9 protein-coding genes, 1 pseudogene and 1 riboswitch are annotated in these 16,778 nt (G+C 76.8%); of the genes and pseudogenes, 5 read left to right on the top strand and 5 right to left on the bottom strand.

Going from position 1 to position 16,778, the window contains the following annotated elements; all coding sequences use genetic code 11:
* Positions 1-50: 50 nt before the first annotated feature.
* Positions 51-1,166, top strand: coding sequence for a zinc-binding dehydrogenase (locus ACSMXW_RS18225; protein ID WP_485797777.1), 1,116 nt, complete (start codon positions 51-53; stop codon positions 1,164-1,166).
* A 491-nt stretch (positions 1,167-1,657) separates the two neighbouring features.
* Here ACSMXW_RS18225 and cobN read toward each other — a convergent pair whose 3' ends face one another.
* The 3 genes from cobN to ACSMXW_RS18210 form a co-directional block, all read right to left on the bottom strand.
* Positions 1,658-5,266, bottom strand: a complete 3,609-nt coding sequence (gene cobN / locus ACSMXW_RS18220; RefSeq protein WP_485808130.1) for a cobaltochelatase subunit CobN — start codon at positions 5,264-5,266, stop codon at positions 1,658-1,660.
* A gap of 298 nt (positions 5,267-5,564) precedes the next feature.
* Positions 5,565-5,709: riboswitch (cobalamin riboswitch) on the bottom strand.
* Between the two features lie 322 nt (positions 5,710-6,031).
* The gene (locus ACSMXW_RS18215) at positions 6,032-7,174 is read right to left on the bottom strand and encodes a Cmx/CmrA family chloramphenicol efflux MFS transporter (protein WP_485797776.1); all 1,143 of its coding nucleotides are present in this window, start codon (positions 7,172-7,174) and stop codon (positions 6,032-6,034) included.
* Between the two features lie 387 nt (positions 7,175-7,561).
* A complete protein-coding gene (locus ACSMXW_RS18210; RefSeq protein WP_485797775.1) occupies positions 7,562-8,029 on the bottom strand; it encodes a nuclear transport factor 2 family protein in 468 nt (155 codons plus the stop codon).
* 520 nt (positions 8,030-8,549) lie between these two features.
* On the opposite strand from ACSMXW_RS18210, the gene ACSMXW_RS18205 reads away from it, so the two are divergent.
* The 3 genes and pseudogenes from ACSMXW_RS18205 to cobJ all read left to right on the top strand — a co-directional run.
* Entirely contained in the window at positions 8,550-10,220 is a 1,671-nt protein-coding gene (locus ACSMXW_RS18205; RefSeq protein ID WP_485797774.1) for a cobalamin biosynthesis protein CobG, read from the top strand.
* Positions 10,221-10,222: 2 nt separating this feature from the next.
* On the top strand, positions 10,223-10,858 hold the full coding sequence (locus ACSMXW_RS18200) for a precorrin-8X methylmutase (protein ID WP_485797773.1): 636 nt from the start codon (positions 10,223-10,225) through the stop codon (positions 10,856-10,858).
* A 230-nt stretch (positions 10,859-11,088) separates the two neighbouring features.
* A pseudogene (cobJ, locus tag ACSMXW_RS18195) lies at positions 11,089-12,816 on the top strand (precorrin-3B C(17)-methyltransferase); the annotation flags it as partial.
* 273 nt (positions 12,817-13,089) lie between these two features.
* On the opposite strand, the gene ACSMXW_RS18190 reads toward cobJ, so the two are convergent.
* Positions 13,090-13,956 (bottom strand): cobalt-precorrin-6A reductase, encoded by an 867-nt coding sequence (locus ACSMXW_RS18190; protein ID WP_485797772.1) that lies wholly within the window; start codon positions 13,954-13,956, stop codon positions 13,090-13,092.
* A 17-nt stretch (positions 13,957-13,973) separates the two neighbouring features.
* On the opposite strand from ACSMXW_RS18190, the gene ACSMXW_RS18185 reads away from it, so the two are divergent.
* Positions 13,974-15,176 carry a cobalt-precorrin-5B (C(1))-methyltransferase gene (locus ACSMXW_RS18185; protein ID WP_485797771.1) on the top strand — a complete coding sequence of 401 codons (1,203 nt, stop codon included), beginning with the start codon at positions 13,974-13,976 and terminating at the stop codon, positions 15,174-15,176.
* Positions 15,177-15,588: 412 nt separating this feature from the next.
* On the opposite strand, the gene ACSMXW_RS18180 is transcribed toward ACSMXW_RS18185, so the two are convergent.
* Positions 15,589-16,659 (bottom strand): LysR family transcriptional regulator, encoded by a 1,071-nt coding sequence (locus tag ACSMXW_RS18180; RefSeq protein ID WP_485797770.1) that lies wholly within the window; start codon positions 16,657-16,659, stop codon positions 15,589-15,591.
* Positions 16,660-16,778 lie beyond the last annotated feature (119 nt).

Below are 16,778 nucleotides of genomic sequence, written 5' to 3'. Positions count from 1 at the left end.
TCCGACGACTGCCGGGGTCAATGTGCCCGAACGGCTGGGACGATGGGGGCATGAGTGCCGAACAGAGTGTCGTGGGCCGGGCCGTCGTGCTGGAACAGGCAGGACGGCCGACTGTGTTGCGGGAGTTCGACGTGCCTCAGGCGCCGCCGGGAGGCGCGGTGGTTGCGTGCGGGTACGGCGGGGTGTGCGGGACCGATCTGCATCTGCAGCAGGGGCACCTGCCCGTGCCCACCCCGCTCGTGCTCGGGCACGAGGGCCTCGGCACCCTGCGCGAACTCGGATTCGGACTGACGCACGACGCGACGGGCGCGCCGCTGCGCGAGGGCGACGCGGTGATGTGGGCGTCGTCGATCGCCTGCGGCACCTGCCCTCCGTGCCGCCTGCACCGCGAGCCCACGCTCTGCGAGAACCGCCGCACCTACGGCGTCAACCGCTCGATCGCCGACGGCCCCGCCCTCTCCGGCTCCTGGGCCGACCACATCGTCCTGCAGCCCGGCACCACCCTGGTCCGCGCCCCGGGCGACGTGTCACCGCTCGCCGCGATGGCGCTGGGGTGCGCGGGCCCCACGGTCGTGCACGCCCTCTACGAGCGCCGTCCGGTCCGGCTCGGCGAGACCGTGGTGGTGCAGGGCAGCGGTCCTGTGGGGCTGGCCGCCGCGGCGCTGGCGCAGCTGTCCGGCGCGGGGCGCGTGATCATCGTGGGCGGGCCCGCCGAACGGCTGCGGGTCGCCGCCGCGGCCGGCATCGGCGACGTCCACCTGAACATCGTCGACGGCGACGACCCCGGGGCCGTCCTCGACGAGGCGCGCGCCGCCGCCGGGGGAACCGGGGCCGACCTGGTGATCGAGTGCGCGGGCGTCCCCGCGGCCGTCGCCCAGGGTCTCGCGCTGGCCCGGCGCGGCGGCTCCTACCTGGTGATCGGCCAGTACACGGACGCCGGGGACACCCTCCTCAACCCCCACCAGATCGTGCACCGCCAGCTCGACGTCATCGGCTCCTGGGCGTTCTCCGGCGCCCACCTCGTCGAGTACGTCCGCCTCCTCCCCGCCCTCACCGCCCGCTTCGACCTCACCGGCCTGGTGACGCCGTTTCCGCTCGCGGACCACGGCCGCGCGCTGTCGGCTGTCGCCGAGGGGGCCGTGATGAAGGCTGTCCTCACGAGCTGACGTGCTCGTATGCTCCGTGCCCCGTCCGGGGCGCGGGGAACTGCGCGAGCATCCCACCACTGGCCTGCGCCCTGGCTGCGACAGAAACAGCCCCCTCGGGCCGGTGACGACCCAACGGTCTCGTCGTGGCCGATCGCGCAGTTCCCCGCGCCCCTGAGGTGGGCCGGGGCACGCCCGACGTAGGGGCACACACCAAAAGGGGCGCGGGGAACCGCGCGAGCAACCCACCACCGCCGGTGGTTCCGGAGACGGCAGAGACCGCCCCCTTCGGACGGCGACGAACCAACGGCGGGCCGGGGCGCAGCCCCGCCTTGAAGGGGCGCGGGGAACTGCGCGAGCAACCACCCACCCGCCGGTGGTCCGCCTGCGACAGAAACAGCCCCCTTCGGACAGCGACGAACCGACGGCCTCGTCGCGGCTGGTCACGCCCACGCGACGGAACCGCACGATGAACACGGACCCGCGCCCCTCCCGGGGCGCGCCCCAGAGGGTCAGGAGGTGCCTTCCTCCGTCTCCGTGCCCTCCTCCAGTGACGCCTCCGCCTCCAGGAACGCCTCCCGCAGGGCCGCGAGGATCTGCGGGTCCGGCTTGGACCACATGCCGCGGGACTCGGCCTCCAGGAGGCGTTCGGCGATACCGTGCAGGGCCCAGGGGTTGGACTCCTGGAGGAACGCGCGGTTCTCCGGGTCGAGGACGTACGTCTCGGTGAGCTTGTCGTACATCCAGTCGGCGACCACGCCCGTCGTCGCGTCGTACCCGAAGAGGTAGTCGACGGTGGCGGCCAGCTCGAACGCGCCCTTGTAGCCGTGCCGGCGCATCGCCTCGATCCACTTCGGGTTGACCACCCGGGCCCGGAACACCCGCGAGGTCTCCTCGGTGAGGGTGCGGGTGCGCACCGTCTCGGGGCGGGTGGAGTCGCCGATGTACGCCTCGGGGGCGCTGCCCGTGAGGGCGCGGACCGCGGCGACCATGCCGCCGTGGTACTGGAAGTAGTCGTCGGAGTCGGCGATGTCGTGCTCGCGGGTGTCGGTGTTCTTCGCGGCCACCGCGATCCGCCGGTACGCCGACTCCATCTCGGTGCGCGCCGGGCGCCCTTCGAGCCCGCGGCCGTACGCGTAGCCGCCCCAGACCGTGTAGACCTCGGCGAGGTCCGCGTCGGTGCGCCAGTCGCGGGAGTCGATGAGCTGGAGCAGGCCCGCGCCGTAGGTGCCGGGGCGGGAACCGAAGATACGGGTGGTGGCGCGCCGCTCGTCGACCCCGGCCGCCAGGTCGGCGCGGGTGTGGGCGCGGACGTGGTTCCGCTCGTCCGGCTCGTCGAGCCCCGCGACCAGCCGCACCGCGTCGTCCAGGACGGCGACGGTATGCGGGAACGCGTCCCGGAAGAAGCCCGAGATGCGCAGGGTGACGTCGATGCGGGGCCGGCCGAGGTCGGCGAGCGGCACCGGTTCCAGGCCGGTGACCCGGCGCGACGCGTCGTCCCACACCGGGCGCACCCCGAGCAGCGCCAGCGCCTCCGCGACGTCGTCGCCCGCGGTGCGCATCGCGCTCGTCCCCCACAGCGACAGGCCCACGGACGTCGGCCAGGCGCCGTCGTGGTCGGCGCGGTAGCGCTCCAGGAGGGAGTCGGCGAGGGCCTGGCCGGTCTCCCACGCGAGCCGGGACGGCACCGCCTTCGGGTCGACGGAGTAGAAGTTCCGGCCCGTCGGCAGGACGTTGACGAGGCCGCGCAGCGGCGAACCCGAGGGGCCCGCGGGCACGAAGCCGCCGTTCAGGGCGTGCACGGTGCGGTCCAGCTCACCGGTGGTGGCGGCGAGGCGGGGCACCACCTCGCGGGCCGCGAAGCGCAGGATGTCCGCGACGGCCGCCGGCCGGCCCGCGGCCACCTCGGACACGGCCGCCGGGTCCCAGCCCGCGTCCTCCATCGCCTCGACCAGGCCGCGGGCCTGCTCCTCGGCGGCGTCGGCCGCACCGCGGGCCGCCGCGGACTCGTCCAGGCCGAGCGCCTCGCGCAGCCCGGGCAGCGCCTCGCCACCGCCCCAGATCTGGCGGGCCCGCAGGATCGCCAGCACCAGGTTGACCCGGTCGGCGCCGGCCGGCGCCGACCCCAGCACATGCAGGCCGTCGCGGATCTGCGCGTCCTTCACCTCGCAGAGCCAGCCGTCCACGTGCAGGATCAGGTCGTCGAAGCCGTCGTCGTCGGGCCGGTCGTCGAGGCCCAGGTCGTGGTCGAGCCGCGCGGCCTGGATCAGCGTCCAGATCTGGGCGCGGATCGCCGGCAGCTTCGCCGGATCCATCGCCGCGATCTGCGCGTGCTCGTCGAGGAGCTGCTCCAGGCGGGCGATGTCGCCGTAGGAGTCGGCGCGGGCCATCGGCGGCACCAGGTGGTCGACGAGGGTGGCGTGCGCCCGGCGCTTGGCCTGGGTGCCCTCGCCCGGGTCGTTCACCAGGAACGGGTACACCAACGGCAGGTCGCCCAGCGCCGCGTCCGGCGCACACGCCGCGGACAGGCCCGCGTTCTTGCCCGGCAGCCACTCCAGGTTGCCGTGCTTGCCCAGGTGGATCACGGCGTCCGCGCCGAAGCCCCCGTCCGCGGTGGGCGCGGCGAGCCAGCGGTAGGCGGCCAGGTAGTGGTGGGACGGCGGCAGGTCCGGGTCGTGGTAGATCGCGATCGGGTTCTCGCCGAAGCCGCGCGGCGGCTGGATCATGATGAGGACGTTGCCGTGCCGGAGCGCGGCCAGCACGATATCCCCGGCGTCCCCGGCGTCCGCGCCGCTCGCGGTGCCGGCCCCCCCGGTCGGTGCGCCGCCGGAGCCCGCTCCCGCCGCGGTCCGGCTGTGGCCGGTCCGGCTGTGGTCGGTCCGGCTGTGGTCGGTCCGGCTGTGGTCGACGAACATCTCCCCCGGCGGCGGCCCCCAGTGCCGCTCGACCTCGTCCCGCAGCTCCTTCGGGAGGGTGGCGTACCAGCGCAGGTAGTCGGCGGCGGGGATGCGCACCGGGTTGCGGGCGAGCTGCTCCTCCGTCAGCCAGTCCTGGTCGTGGCCGCCCGCGTCGATCAGCGCCCGGATCAGCTCGTCCCCGTCGCCGGAGGCCAGCCCCGGCACGGCGGGCACGCCCGTCTCCGGGTCGGCCGCCCCGAGGTCGTAACCCTCCGCCCGCAGCCGGCGCAGCAGCGCCACCGCGGAGGCGGGGGTGTCCAGGCCGACGGCGTTGCCGATCCGGGAGTGCTTCGTCGGGTACGCCGACAGGACCAGCGCCAGGCGCTTGTCCGCCGCGGGTATGTGCCGCAGGCGGGCGTGCCGGACGGCGATTCCGGCGACCCGGGCGGCCCGCTCCGGGTCGGCCACGTACGACGGCAGCCCGTCCTCGTCGATCTCCTTGAACGAGAACGGGACGGTGATCAGCCGGCCGTCGAACTCGGGCACCGCGATCTGGCTCGCCGCGTCCAGCGGCGAGACCCCCTCGTCGTTCTCCTCCCACGCGCTGCGGGAGCTCGTCAGGCAGAGCGCCTGGAGGACGGGCACGTCGAGCGCGGCGAGCGCGCCCGCGTCCCACGCCTCGTCGTCGCCGCCTGCCTGCGCCTCGGCGGGCCGGCTGCCGCCCGCGGCGAGCACGGTGGTGACGATCGCGTCGGCCGCCCGCAGCTCGTCGATCAGCTCCGGCTCCGGGGAGCGCAGGGAGGCGACGTACAGCGGGAGGGCGCGCGCCCCGGCGTCCTCGATGGCGGTGCACAGCGCCTCCACGAAGGCGGTGTTCCCGCTCATGTGGTGGGCTCGGTAGTAGAGGACGGCGACGGTGGGGAGGGGGGCCGGGTCGGGGGCGGGTGTCGCTGCGGGGGCGGGCGCGGCCGTCGGACCGGTGGTGCGTTCGGTGCGTTCCAGGGGGCCCCAGGTGGGGGCGGGGGCGGGCGGTTCGAAGCCGTGGCCGGTGAGCAGGACGGTGTCGGAGAGGAACCGGGCGAGCTGCTCCAGGTTGCCCGGGCCGCCGTGCGCCAGGTAGGCGTGCGCCTCGGCGGCGATGCCGATGGGCACCGTGGAGGCGGCCATGAGCTGGGCGTCCGGGGCCTGTTCGCCGGTGAGGACGACCACGGGGAGGCGGGGCACACCGGGTGCGCCGTGCCCGCCCGCACCCGCCGCGGCGCCCGGTGCCCCGGCCCCGGCCGCGTCCCGGCCGAGCAGCAGGTCGAGACCGTCCTGCCAGGCCCGGATGCCGCCGAGGAGGCGGACGACGACGAGGTCGGCCCCGTCGAGCAGGGCGGGCAGCTCGTCCAGGGAGAGCCGGGCCGGGTTCGCGTACCGGTAGCGGACGGGGCCGGTGGCGGCGCGGGCGCTGAGCAGGTCCGTGTCGGAGGTCGACAGCAGCAGGATCATGCGGGGCCTTCCTCGGGGTGTCCACGCCCCGGGTGGTCGTGAGGACGGCGGGAGTTCCTGACTCGCCCGGTCCGGGGTCACCCCGGACCGGGTTCACAGTGGCGGGACCGCGCCGGACTCACACCGGCTTCCTCCCTCGGGCCCTGCGCGGGCCCGCGCCGTCTCGGTCAACCGAATGGTACGGGTCACCGCGTGGGGCGCGCCCCGAAAGGGCGCGGGGCTGTGCCTGGGGTACCTCTGGGGTACCTCTGGGGTACCTCTCGGGCACCTCTGGGGGAGGCAGGCAGGAGCCCAGCCGCCTCCACCGCCGCACGCCCGCGACCCCCGCCCCGCGCCCCTCCGGGGCGCGCCGCTCAGGTGCAGCCCCGCTTCTTGACGGCGGCCGGGAAGTAGGACCGGAAGGAGGAACTTCGTCTGCCGGGTCGGGTCCTCCCCACGCGGTGGTCCGCCGTGCGTGGCGCGGGCGAGTGTGGGGGCGGGCACTCGGGGGGCGAGCCCCTATGGGGTGGAGGGGGGTGCGGGGTGAGGGGGGCGGTTGCGTGCCGTGGCGTGGGTGAGCGCGGCCGTGGTGGCCAGGGCCGCGCTGGTCCACGCCGCGTGGGCGTAGGCGTGGCCCGCCGTGGTGGCCCCGGCCAGGAGAGGTCCCGCGAACGCCCCGGCGTTGAGGGCCGCCGTGGCGAACGAACCGGCCAGCGAGGGCGCGTCGGACGCGGCGGACAGTACGCGGCTCACCAGCACGGACCCGGCGAAGAAGGACAGCGCACCCTGGACCACCGTCGCGGCGAACAGCGCCGGCGGGTACGGGCCGGTCACCGCCAGCACCGCCCAGCCCAGCGGCAGGAGACCGAGGGCGGGCCCCAGGCCCCGCCCTCGGCCGGCGGCTGCGACCCCCACGGAGGCCCCCACGCCGAACGCGGCGAGCAGTCCCGGCACCGCACCCCCGGGCAGCTGCGCGACCCGGGTCGCGATGACCGCGAGATAGGCGAACGTCGCGAACGTCGCCCCGTTGACCAGCGCCCCGAGCCCCAGCGCCAGCCGCACCGGCCGGGACCGCAGCGTCCGCGCCTCGCGCCGCAGCGACACCCGCCGCCCGTCCGCCCCGCGCGGCGCGGACCTGAACACCAACGCCAGCGCCGGCAGGCACAGCGCCGCCACCGCCCAGAAGGCCGCCCGCCAGCCGGCCCGCTCCCCCAGCAGCGCCCCGGCGGGGACGCCGGCGACACACGACAGCGTCACCCCGGACAGCAGGACCGCCGTGGCCCTGGCCTGGCGCCCGGGGCCCGCCAGCACGGCCGCCGTGGACATGGCGACCGCCAGGAACCCGGCATTGACGACCGCCGCCACCACCCGGGTGGCGAACAGCACGGCGAAGTCGGTCGCGACGGCGCCGGCGACGTGCACGGCCACGAACGCGGCGAGAAAACCCGCCAGCGCACCCCGCCGCGACCACCGCGCACTGAGCGCCGCCATCGCCGGCGCACCGGCGATCATCCCGACGGCATACGCGGACGTCAGGCTCGCCGCCGCGCCCACCGGCACGGACAGGTCATGGGCGATGCCCGGGACCAGCCCGGACAGCATGAACTCGGAGGTGCCCTGCGCGAAGACGGCAAGGCCCAGGACATGGATGAAGAACGGCAACGGACGGCTCCGGCACTCGGCACTGCGGGATGCGGACGGAAGGCATCCGTGCGCCGGCAGCCGACGGGCGCGGCGGCGAGGCCGCGCCGCGCGTCCAGGTGGATGTCCACGGCGGGCGCCGCGTAGCAGGGGGCCGGACACACGGATGGTGTGCGTCCGGTTGCCGGTGGCGAGGTCGGAGGGGGACCGGTCGGCGACCGGTCAGTGGGCGATCCGCCGCCGGGCAACCGGCGGCTCCGCTCTGTCCGACTCAGGGCTTGTCATGGGCCGCACCGTATCCGTCGGGACGCGGCGGCATCAACCGGTCGAGCCCGATCGCCCGGCGTCGATCCCGGTCGCCCGGCGCGGTGCCGGAGGCGCCCGGGGTCCGGCCCTGCGGGACCGCTGTCAGGACGAAGGGACCGCGCCGTTCAGGGGGACGCGGCGCGGGGACACCTTCCGGTAGCGGATGCGCCAGCCCTCGGAGGTGCGCACCACGATGTCGTCGTACGAGACCGAGCCGCACACGCCGTCCGTGGTGATGCCCAGGCCCTTGGACCGGACCCGGACGCCCCGGCCGCCGTCCGTCAGCCCGACGATGACGATGTTGGTGACGTGGTGCGCCACCGGGTTGGCCGCGCCCAGGGCCAGGGCCGCCTCGCGGATGGCCGCGACGCCCGCCAGTTGGCCCTGTTCGAAATCCGTCAGGTCGTAGAGCGCCTCCGTGGTGAACAGCTCCCCGAGCCGGTCGAGGCTTCCGTCGTCGACGAGGTGTCCGTGCAGCGAGATCAGGTCGGTGATGGCCAGACGGTCCTCGATCGTCAGCGTCATGCGGGTGCCTTCCGTGCCGGTTCCCTGTGCGTGGGGTTCTGCCATATCGGTTCTCCGTTCCGGTTCTCTCCGTTCCGGTTCTCTCCGTCCCGGTTCTCCCCGTCCCGGTTCTCCCCGTCCCGGTTCCCTCCGTCCCGGTTCCCTCCGTGTGGGGTTCTCCCCTGCCCGTTCGCCCCTGTCCGTTCTCTCCGCGCGTGTTCCCCCGCCGGTTCCCCCTGACGGGTCGCGCCTTACCGGTTTCTGCGGTTATGCGGTGGTGGGTTGTCCGGTGGGGCTCCGCGGTTCGTGATCTGCCGGTCGGGTGGCCTGCCGGTCGGGTGGCCTGCCGGTCTTGTGGCCGCCGGTCTTGTGGGCTGTCGGGGTCCTCCGGAGGGCCATGGCTTTGAACGGTATCCGGCCTCGGGAGCTTGTGGTGTCCGCCACGGCGAGGCGCGGTCCGCCGGCGTCCGGCCCGTCCGCTCCCGTCCGGTCCCGCGGCCTTCCGCGGCGTGGACGGTCCTGTCCCCGGCGGGAGGGCCGGACGGTGCGTACATTTCGGCTGAAGACCGTAGGTATGCTCGCCCGCATGCCCCCACCCAGCAGGTCCACCCCCGACGCGTGCCCCGGCGCGCTGCGGTTGCACCGTGCCGAGGACGGCCGGGTGGCCCGGATCCGGGTGCCCGGCGGTGTGCTGACGGGGCGGCAGGCCGGGCTGCTCGCGGATGCCGCCGAGCGCCTCGGGGACGGCCGCCTCGGCCTCACCTCCCGAGGCAACGTCGAGATCCGCGGCCTCGCCGAACGGCACGCCCCCGAGTGGACGGCGCTCCTCACCGACGCGGGCCTGCTGCCCTCGCACCGGCACGAGCGGGTCCGCAACATCATCGCCACCCCGCTCGCCGGCCTGGACGGCCGCGGCCACGCCGACGCCCGCGCCTGGGCCGCACGGCTCGACGCCCTGCTGTGCGGGCAGGACTGGACGGCGGAACTGTCGGGCCGGTTCCTGTTCGTGCTCGACGACGGCCGCGGCGACGTCGCCGGCCTCGGCGGCGACGTGACGGCGGTCGGCGCGCCCGGCGGCCGTGCGGTCCTGCACGTGGGCGCGCAGCGGGTGGTCCTCGCCGCGTCCGACGTGCCCCGCGCCGCCCTCGCCGCCGCCCGTGCCTTCCTCGACGCGGCCCGTGCGGCCGGCAGCGGCGCCTGGCGGGTGGGTGAGCTGCCCCCCGGTCACCGGCCGGACCTGCCCGGCGCCCTGCGCCGCGCGGGTCTCACGGACGCGGAGCCGGACGGCCCCTCCGGTGGTCTGCCGGGCGGCGGTGCGGAGGGCGAGTCCGGCGCCGCGTCCGGCGCGCGCCCCGGGCCCGGCGGGTCCGGCGGGTCCGGCGGGTCCGGCGGGTCCGGCGGGTCCGGCGGGTCCGGCGGGTCCGGCGGGTCCGGCGGGTCCGGCGGGTCCGACGGGGGGCCGGGGCCCGGGCTGCTTGCGGCCCCCGACGGGACCGTCGTGCTCTCCGTGTTCCCCCGGCTCGGCCGGCTCTCGGTCGTGCAGTGGCGGGCGCTGCTGCCGGCGCCCGGCGGGGAACTGCGGCTCACGCCGTGGCGCGGGATCCTGCTGCCCGGGTGCCCGGCGGCGGACGCGGATGTGCGGCTGACGGAGCTGGAGCGGGCCGGGTTCGTCACCCGGGCCGACTCCCCCTGGTACGGCGTCGGCGCCTGCACCGGGCTGCCCGGGTGCACCAAGTCCCGTACGGACGTGCGGTCCGACGCGGCGGCCGCCGTGGCGTCCGGGGCGCGGGTCCCGGGTGCCGGGCCGGCCGGCGGGCGGCGGCTTCCCGTCTACTGGTCGGGGTGCGAACGGCGCTGTGGCCATCCGTACGGCGAGTGGATCGACGTCCTCGCGACGGGCCGGGAGCCGGAGCCGGGTCCGGATGGTCCGGGCGGTTCGGGAAGCCCGGGAGGCTCGGGAGGCTCGGGCGGCTCCGGTGACGCGCCTGGTCCCAACGGTGCGGGTGGGTTGCCCGCCGCTGCGTCCTCCGGCGGCAGCCAGGCGGTCCACGCGCCGCCACCGGGCTACCGCGTCACCGTCCGCCGCACGCCCGCCGCGCCCCCGCCCCCGGAACCCGCACCGGCACCGGCACCCGCACCCGCACCCGCACCCGCACCGGCCGACCACGTCCCCGACCACGTCCCCGACCCGGCACCGGAACCCCCGGCCGGATCCCGCCCCGTACCCGCCCCACCGACCCGAGCGAGCGCACAGTGACCGTGTTCGAGTATGAGAAGGACGGAGCTGCGATCTACCGGCAGTCCTTCGCGACCATCCGCGCGGAGGCGGACCTCGCGGGCCTGCCCGCCGACGTGGCGCAGGTCGCGGTCCGGATGATCCACGCCTGCGGCATGGTCGACCTGGTGCGCGACCTCGTGTACACGCCGGGCGTGGTGGCGCGGGCCCGCGCCGCGCTGCGCGCCGGGGCGCCGGTGCTGTGCGACGCGCAGATGGTCGCGAGCGGAGTCACGCGCCGTCGGCTGCCCGCCGGGAACGACGTCGTCTGCACGCTCTCCGACCCGTCCGTGCCTGCGCTCGCCGCCGAGCTGGGCACCACCCGCAGCGCCGCCGCGCTGGAACTCTGGCGCGACCGGCTCGACGGCGCCGTGGTCGCCGTCGGCAACGCCCCCACCGCCCTCTTCAGGCTTCTGGAGATCCTCGCCGAGGGCGGTCCCGGCGGGCCCCGCCCGGCGGCCGTCATCGGGGTGCCGGTCGGGTTCGTCGGCGCCGCCGAGTCCAAGGAGGCGCTGGTCGCGGACGCCTCGGGTGTCGAGCACCTGGTGGTGCGCGGCCGGCGCGGCGGCAGCGCGATGGCAGCCGCCGCCGTCAACGCGATAGCGAGCGAGGCGGAGTGAGCAGGGAGCAGAGCACCGGGTCCGGCCCGCGTCCGGGCGCCCCGGCCGCGGGCGGCACGGCGCACACCGGCACCGGCACCGGCACCGGCACCGGCACCGGACAGAACCAGATCCGCACCGGCACCGGTCAGGGCCACCCCGCCACCCAGCAGGGCCGCCGGGCCGAAGCGGACGGCGCGCCCCCCACCGGGCGGCTCTACGGCGTCGGGCTCGGCCCGGGCGACCCGGCGCTGCTCACCGTGCGGGCCGTCGAAGTGATCCGCGCGGCGGACGTGGTGGCGTACCACAGCGCACGGCACGGGCGGTCGATCGCGCGGTCCATCGCGGCGCGGTACCTGCGCGCGGACCACATCGAAGAGGCGCTGGTCTACCCCGTCACCACGGAAGGGACCGACCACCCGGGCGGCTACCGGGGCGCGCTGGACGAGTTCTACGAGACGGCGGCGGCGCGGCTGGCCGCGCACCTCGACGCGGGGCGCAGCGTCGCGGTGCTCGCGGAGGGCGATCCCCTCTTCTACGGCTCCTACATGCACATGCACAAGCGCCTGGCGCACCGCTACCCGACCGAGGTGGTGCCCGGCGTGACGTCGGTGAGCGCCGCCGCGGCCCGGCTGGGCACCCCGCTGGTGGAGGGCGAGGAGGTGCTGACGGTGCTGCCGGGCACCCTGCCCGAGGAGGAGCTGGCGGCACGGATCGCGGCGACGGACGCCGCGGTGGTGATGAAGCTCGGGCGCACCTTCACCACGGTGCGCGGCGCGCTGGAGCGGGCGGGACGGCTGGCCGACGCGCGCTACGTGGAGCGGGCCACCATGTCCGGCGAGCGCACCGCCGAACTGGCCGCCGTCGACCCGGAGTCCGTGCCGTACTTCTCGGTGGCGGTCCTGCCGAGCCGCCGCACGCTCCCGCCGGTCTCCCCCGGCCCGGCGACCGGGACGGACCCGACCGGGACGGACACCCGGGCGGACACGACCGGAACCGACACCCGGGCGGACACAACCGGAACCGACACCCGGGCGGACACAACCGGAACCGACACCCGGGGCCCGGGGACGGACGCCGAGGACCCGGGCACGGATGCCGGGGCTCCGGCCGCGGGCACCGCGGGGCCGGCCGCCGCGGGCACCCCGTCACCGGCCGCTCCGCGCACCGGCGACCCCACCTCACCGGCCCCCGACGCCGCGCCGGACCCGGCTCCCGCCCCGCGCGGCGAGGTCGTCGTGGTCGGCACCGGGCCCGCCGGGCCGCTGTGGATGACGCCGGAGACCCGGGGCGCGCTGGCCGCGGCCGAGGATCTGGTCGGGTACACGACCTACCTGGCGCGCGTGCCGGTCCGGCCCGGGCAGCGGCGGCACGGGTCCGACAACAAGGTGGAGGCGGAGCGCGCCGAGTTCGCGCTGGACCTGGCGCGGCGCGGGCGGCGGGTCGCGGTGGTGTCGGGGGGCGACCCGGGCGTCTTCGCGATGGCGACGGCGGTGCTGGAGGCCGCGGCGCAGGACGCGTACCGGGACGTGCCGGTGCGGGTCCTGCCGGGCGTGACCGCGGCGAACGCCGCCGCGGCGCGTGCGGGTGCCCCGCTCGGGCACGACTACGCGGCCCTGTCCCTCTCCGATCGGCTGAAGCCGTGGGAGGTGATCGCGGCACGGTTGCGGGCCGCGGCCGCCGCGGACCTGGTGATCGCGCTCTACAACCCGGGGTCCCGCAGCCGCACCTGGCAGGTCGGCAAGGCCCGTGAGGTGCTGCTGGAGCACCGCGCCCCGGACACCCCCGTGGTCGTCGCGCGGGACGTCGGCGGGCCCGGCGAGCGGGTCCGTGTCGTGCGGCTCGCCGCGCTCGACCCGGCCGAGGTCGACATGCGCACCCTGCTGATCGTGGGCTCGTCCCGGACGCGGACGGCGCGGCGCGGCGGCCCGGGCGGCCCGGAGACCGTGGTCGCGTGGACGCCGCGCAGCTACCCGGACGGCGCGGGCGCCACGGACGACGACGCGGGCGGAACAGGCGGCATGGACGACATAGACGGCATAGGCGGCGCGAAGGGCTCGAACGGGACACGCAACACGGACGGCACGGACGGAACACGCGGCCCGGACGGAACTCACGACCCGGCCGGCGCGAACGGCGCGGACAGCCCGCACGGCGCGGACAGTCCGCACGGCGCGGACAGTCCGCACGGCGCGGACGGAACACGCGGCCCGGGCGGCAGAGGCGCCGCGGGCGGCGCGGGCGGCGCCCCGCTACCCCTCGCCCCACCGCACCCGTAGCCAGGCGACCGCCTCCTCGGGTGTGGTGACCACGGGCACGCCCTCGGGCAGCGGCGGTCGGCGGACCATCACGACCGGGACGCCGGCCTCGCGGGCCGCGGTCAGCTTGGGCGCGGTGGCGAGGCCACCGCTGTCCTTGGTGACGAGGACGTCGACGCGGTGCCGGCGCAGCAGGTCGCGCTCCCCGTCGAGGGTGAACGGGCCGCGGTCCAGCAGCACCCGCATGCGCGGCGGGCAGGGCGGCTGCGGCCGGTCCACGGAGCGTACGAGGAACCAGAGGGTGTCCAGCGCGGCGAACGCGGCGAGTCCGGTGCGGCCGGTGGTGAGGAAGACCCGGGTGCCGAGCGCGGGCAGCAGCGAGGCGGCGTCGGCGAGCGAGCCCGCCGGATGCCAGTCGTCGCCCGCGGTGGGCACCCACCCGGGGCGGCGCAGCGCCAGCAGGGGAACATGGGCCCTGTCGGCGGCCTCGGCCGCGTGGAAACTGATGGTCCTGGCGAAGGGGTGGGTGGCGTCGATGAGCACGTCGACCCGGTGGTCGGTCAGCCAGCGCGCCATGGGGCCGACGCCGCCGAAGCCCCCGACGCGCACCTCGCCGGGTGGCATCCGGGGCGCGGCCACCCGGCCGGCGAGCGAGGTGGTCACCCGCGTCACGGGCCCCTCCGGCACGGGCCCGGGGGCAGCGGACGCGTGCGGGGCGCCCGGAGCCCGGCCGGGGACGCCGGACGGGCCCACCGGGGGAACCGTGTCCGTGGCACCCGCCGCACCCGCCGCACCCCCCGCGGCCAGCAGCTCCGCCACCCTCCGGCCCTCCGTGGTGCCGCCGAGGACGAGTACGTGCATCGCGGGGAGGTCCTTTCGTGAGTGAGGCGGCGGACGGCGCGCCGCGGGGCGGGCGCCGGGGTCAACTGAAACACAGCGGCCTGCGGCCCGGCTGGACCACCGGGGCCTGTGCGACGGCCGCGGCCACCGCGGCGTACGTCGCGCTGCGCACGGGCGAGTTCCCCGACCCGGTGACGATCGTGCTGCCGGGCGGCCGGAAGGTCGCGTTCGCGCTGGCCGTGGAGGAACGGGACGAGGACGGCGGCGCGGCCATGGCGGGGGTCGTCAAGGACGCCGGGGACGACCCGGACGTCACGCACGGCGCGCTGGTCAGGGCGACCGTGCGGGGCCTCGCGCCGGGCTCGGGCGTGGTCTTCAGGGCCGGCCCCGGCGTGGGCACCGTCACCCGCCCGGGCCTGCCGCTCGACGTCGGCGAGCCCGCGATCAACCCCGTGCCGCGGCGGATGATCCGTGCCAACCTGGCCCGCGCCGCGGCCCCCGCCCCCGCCGGCCGGCCACCCGGTCCGCACGCCGGCCCGGACGGACGCACCGACCCCGGATCCCACCCCGACGTGGACGTGGACGCGGAGGTGACCCTCTCCATAGACAACGGCGCGGAGATCGCCCGCTCGACCTGGAACCCGCGGCTCGGGATCGTCGGGGGCCTCTCCGTCCTGGGCACCACCGGCATCGTCGTGCCGTACTCCTGCTCGGCGTGGATCGACTCGATCCGGCGCGGGGTGGACGTGGCGCGCGCCGCGGGGCGCCGGCACGTGGCCGGATGCACGGGGTCGACGTCCGAGCGTACGGTCGTCGCCGAGTACGGGCTGCCGGAGGACGCCCTCCTCGACATGGGCGACTTCGCGGGCGCGGTGCTCAAGTACCTGCGCCGGCACCCGGTGGACCGGCTCACCGTCTGCGGCGGCTTCGCGAAGCTGTCCAAGCTGGCGGCCGGGCACCTCGATCTGCACTCGGCGCGTTCGCAGGTGGACAAGGGCTTCCTGGCCGGCCTGGCCCGGCGCGGCGGGGCGGGCGAGGCGCTGGCGGCGGCGGTCGCGTCCGCCAACACCGGCCTTGAGGCGCTCCAGCTGTGCACGGCGGCGGGCGTGCCCCTGGGCGACCTGGTCGCCGAGGCCGCCCGCGACCACGCCACGGCGGTACTGCGCGGCGCGCCGGTCGCGGTGGACGTGATCTGCATCGACCGGGCGGGGACGGTGGTGGGGCGCAGCACCGTGCGGTGAGCGGCGAGCGGGCCGCCCGCGGGGCGGGCGCGCCGGTACCGAGGGCTGAGGCGTACCACGCGCCGGGCCCGTCGCTCGTCTACGGAGGCGGGGCCGCCGGGTATCCGGGCCACCCCGCGCCGACGGCGGGCGGCGCGGACGCGGACGCTCGCGCGGGCACCGCCGCGGGTGCGGGCACCGCCGCGGGTGCGGGTGCGGGTGCCGGTGCGGATGCGGGTACGGCCGGGGCGGCGGCTCGGCGGGAGGGTTTCCGGCGGCTCGCGCCGGTGGGCCGACGACGGCCACGGCGGAGACGGGCTCCTGGTGGGCCGAGGGCGGCTTCTGGTGGCCGAGGCGGGCTCTGGTGGGCCGAGGCGGGCCCCGGTTGGGCCGAGGCGGGCCCCAGTTGGGCCGAGGCGGGCTCCTGGTGGTTCTACTGCAGGCGGGAGACCCGCCCGCGGTCCGGGACGGCGGGGGCGGCGGGGACGGCGGGTGGGGGCGCCGGGGTCCGCGGTGGTGCCGGGCGGCGCGCCCAGACCGGGATCCAGGTCCGCGTCGTGGGGGTCGGCGTCACCCGCTTCCGTGGGGTCGTCGGGGTCCGTGTGCCGCGGTCGGCGGGTGGCAGGGCGGCGGCGAGGTGGGCGCGGAGTGCGGTGAGCGCCGGGTGTGGGTTGTCGGCACGCCAGATCAGCGAGTGCGGGTAGACCGGTGTGGGGTCGTGCAGGGCGACGCGCCGCAGGTCGTAGTCGGCGGGCCAGACGAACTGGGTCTGCTCGCCGATGAACGTCGCCACGGCGGGGGAGCCGGCGACGGTGTCGAGCAGCGGCTCGGTGCCGTAGTGCGGGCCGATGGTGTCGATGGTGAATCCGAACGCCGCGGCGAGATCGGTGTAGTAGGCGGCCCACTCGGTGCCGGTGACCATGTCGGGCATCCAGATGGTGCGCCCGGCGAGCCGGGTGGGGCTGATCGCGCCGGCTCCGGCGAACTCGTGGCCGGGGCCGGTCAGCAGCTCGACCGGTTCGTCGAAGACGCGGGTGGCCTCGACGCCGTCGGGAAGCTGCTGGCCCGGGGCGGGCACGGCGCGGAAGGACGCGTCGATGGCGCCGGAGCGCACGGCGGTGACGGCCGAGTCGGCGTCGAAGTAGGTCACGACGTCCAGTACGACCTCGGGGTGGGCGCGGTGGAAGTCGCGCAGCAGCACCGCGGGGCCCAGCCGCCTGCCGATCACGTCGACGCGCAGCGCCCGGTGGGCCGGGCGCACCGAGGCGGCCGCCCGTTCCTCGGCGCGGAGCAGGTCGCGGGCGTGCGGCAGGAACGCCTGCCCGTCGGGGGTCAGCCGGGCGCCGCGTGGTGTGCGCGTGAACAGGCGGGTGCCCAGTTCCCTCTCCAGCGCGGCGACCCGCTTGGAGACGGCCTGCTGGGTGATCGACAGGTCGTCCGCCGCGCCCTGGAACTGGCCCGCGTCGGCGACGGCGACGAAGGTGCGCACGGCCTGGAGGTCCACGTCGGCCACCCTAACCTCGCGCCCCTCCCGGACCGCGCCCCGGCCGACGCGGAACCCCCACCCGGTCTCGCCGTACCCGATCGCGCAGTTCCCCGCGCCCCTTGGGAGAAGCGGGGCCG

The sequence above is a fragment of the Streptomyces sp. DSM 116793 genome (genome assembly GCF_057320905.1).
Note: the sequence above shows the minus strand (reverse complement) of the source record. Positions and strands in the feature narration are given on the sequence as shown.

Excerpts from the sequence above, each read along its gene's own strand:
- ACSMXW_RS18225 (WP_485797777.1), top strand. The coding sequence starts at position 51 with ATGAGTGCCGAACAGAGTGTCGTGGGCCGGGCCGTCGTGCTGGAACAG.
- ACSMXW_RS18210 (WP_485797775.1), bottom strand. The coding sequence starts at position 8,029 with ATGGCAGAACCCCACGCACAGGGAACCGGCACGGAAGGCACCCGCATG.
- ACSMXW_RS18205 (WP_485797774.1), top strand. The coding sequence starts at position 8,550 with ATGCCCCCACCCAGCAGGTCCACCCCCGACGCGTGCCCCGGCGCGCTG.
- ACSMXW_RS18190 (WP_485797772.1), bottom strand. The coding sequence starts at position 13,956 with ATGCACGTACTCGTCCTCGGCGGCACCACGGAGGGCCGGAGGGTGGCG.